This window comes from Pseudoalteromonas sp. S4492 (assembly GCF_005886115.1).
GTDB classification, from domain to species: domain Bacteria; phylum Pseudomonadota; class Gammaproteobacteria; order Enterobacterales; family Alteromonadaceae; genus Pseudoalteromonas; species Pseudoalteromonas gelatinilytica.
Window position 1 is genome coordinate 1 of the sequence record NZ_PNCP01000200.1, and the last position, 364, is coordinate 364.

Genomic DNA, 364 nt, shown 5'->3' on the forward strand with positions numbered 1-364 from the left:
TGATATTTTCTCTGTACCTGTTCGAGTTTATTATGAAGATACGGATGCCGGTGGCATCGTCTATCACGTTAATTATCTGAAGTTTATGGAGCGAGCCAGAACCGAGTATCTGCGAAGTACCGGTTATGATCATCAGAAGTTGCTAAAAGAAAAGAAGCAGCTAGTGGTGGTGGATGCTTCCGTCCAGTTCAAACAGATTGCCCAGCTGGATGACTCTCTGACCGTGACAGCCCGAATTGAAAGTATGGGCAGAGCCAGAATGGTTTTTCTGCAACAGGTTTGTCGTAAAGATGTTTTATTATGTGGGGGTCGTTTCGTAGTGGCCTGTCTGGACAGTCAAACCCGAAAACCCACAGCGATTACA

The 364-nt window shown here is 45.6% G+C and carries 1 protein-coding gene; it reads left to right on the forward strand.

The features are described 5' to 3' along the window. Positions 1–4: 4 nt before the first annotated feature. Positions 5–364 (forward strand): tol-pal system-associated acyl-CoA thioesterase (gene ybgC / locus CWC28_RS21370; RefSeq protein ID WP_138625758.1); only part of this gene is annotated, 360 nt, incomplete at its 3' end.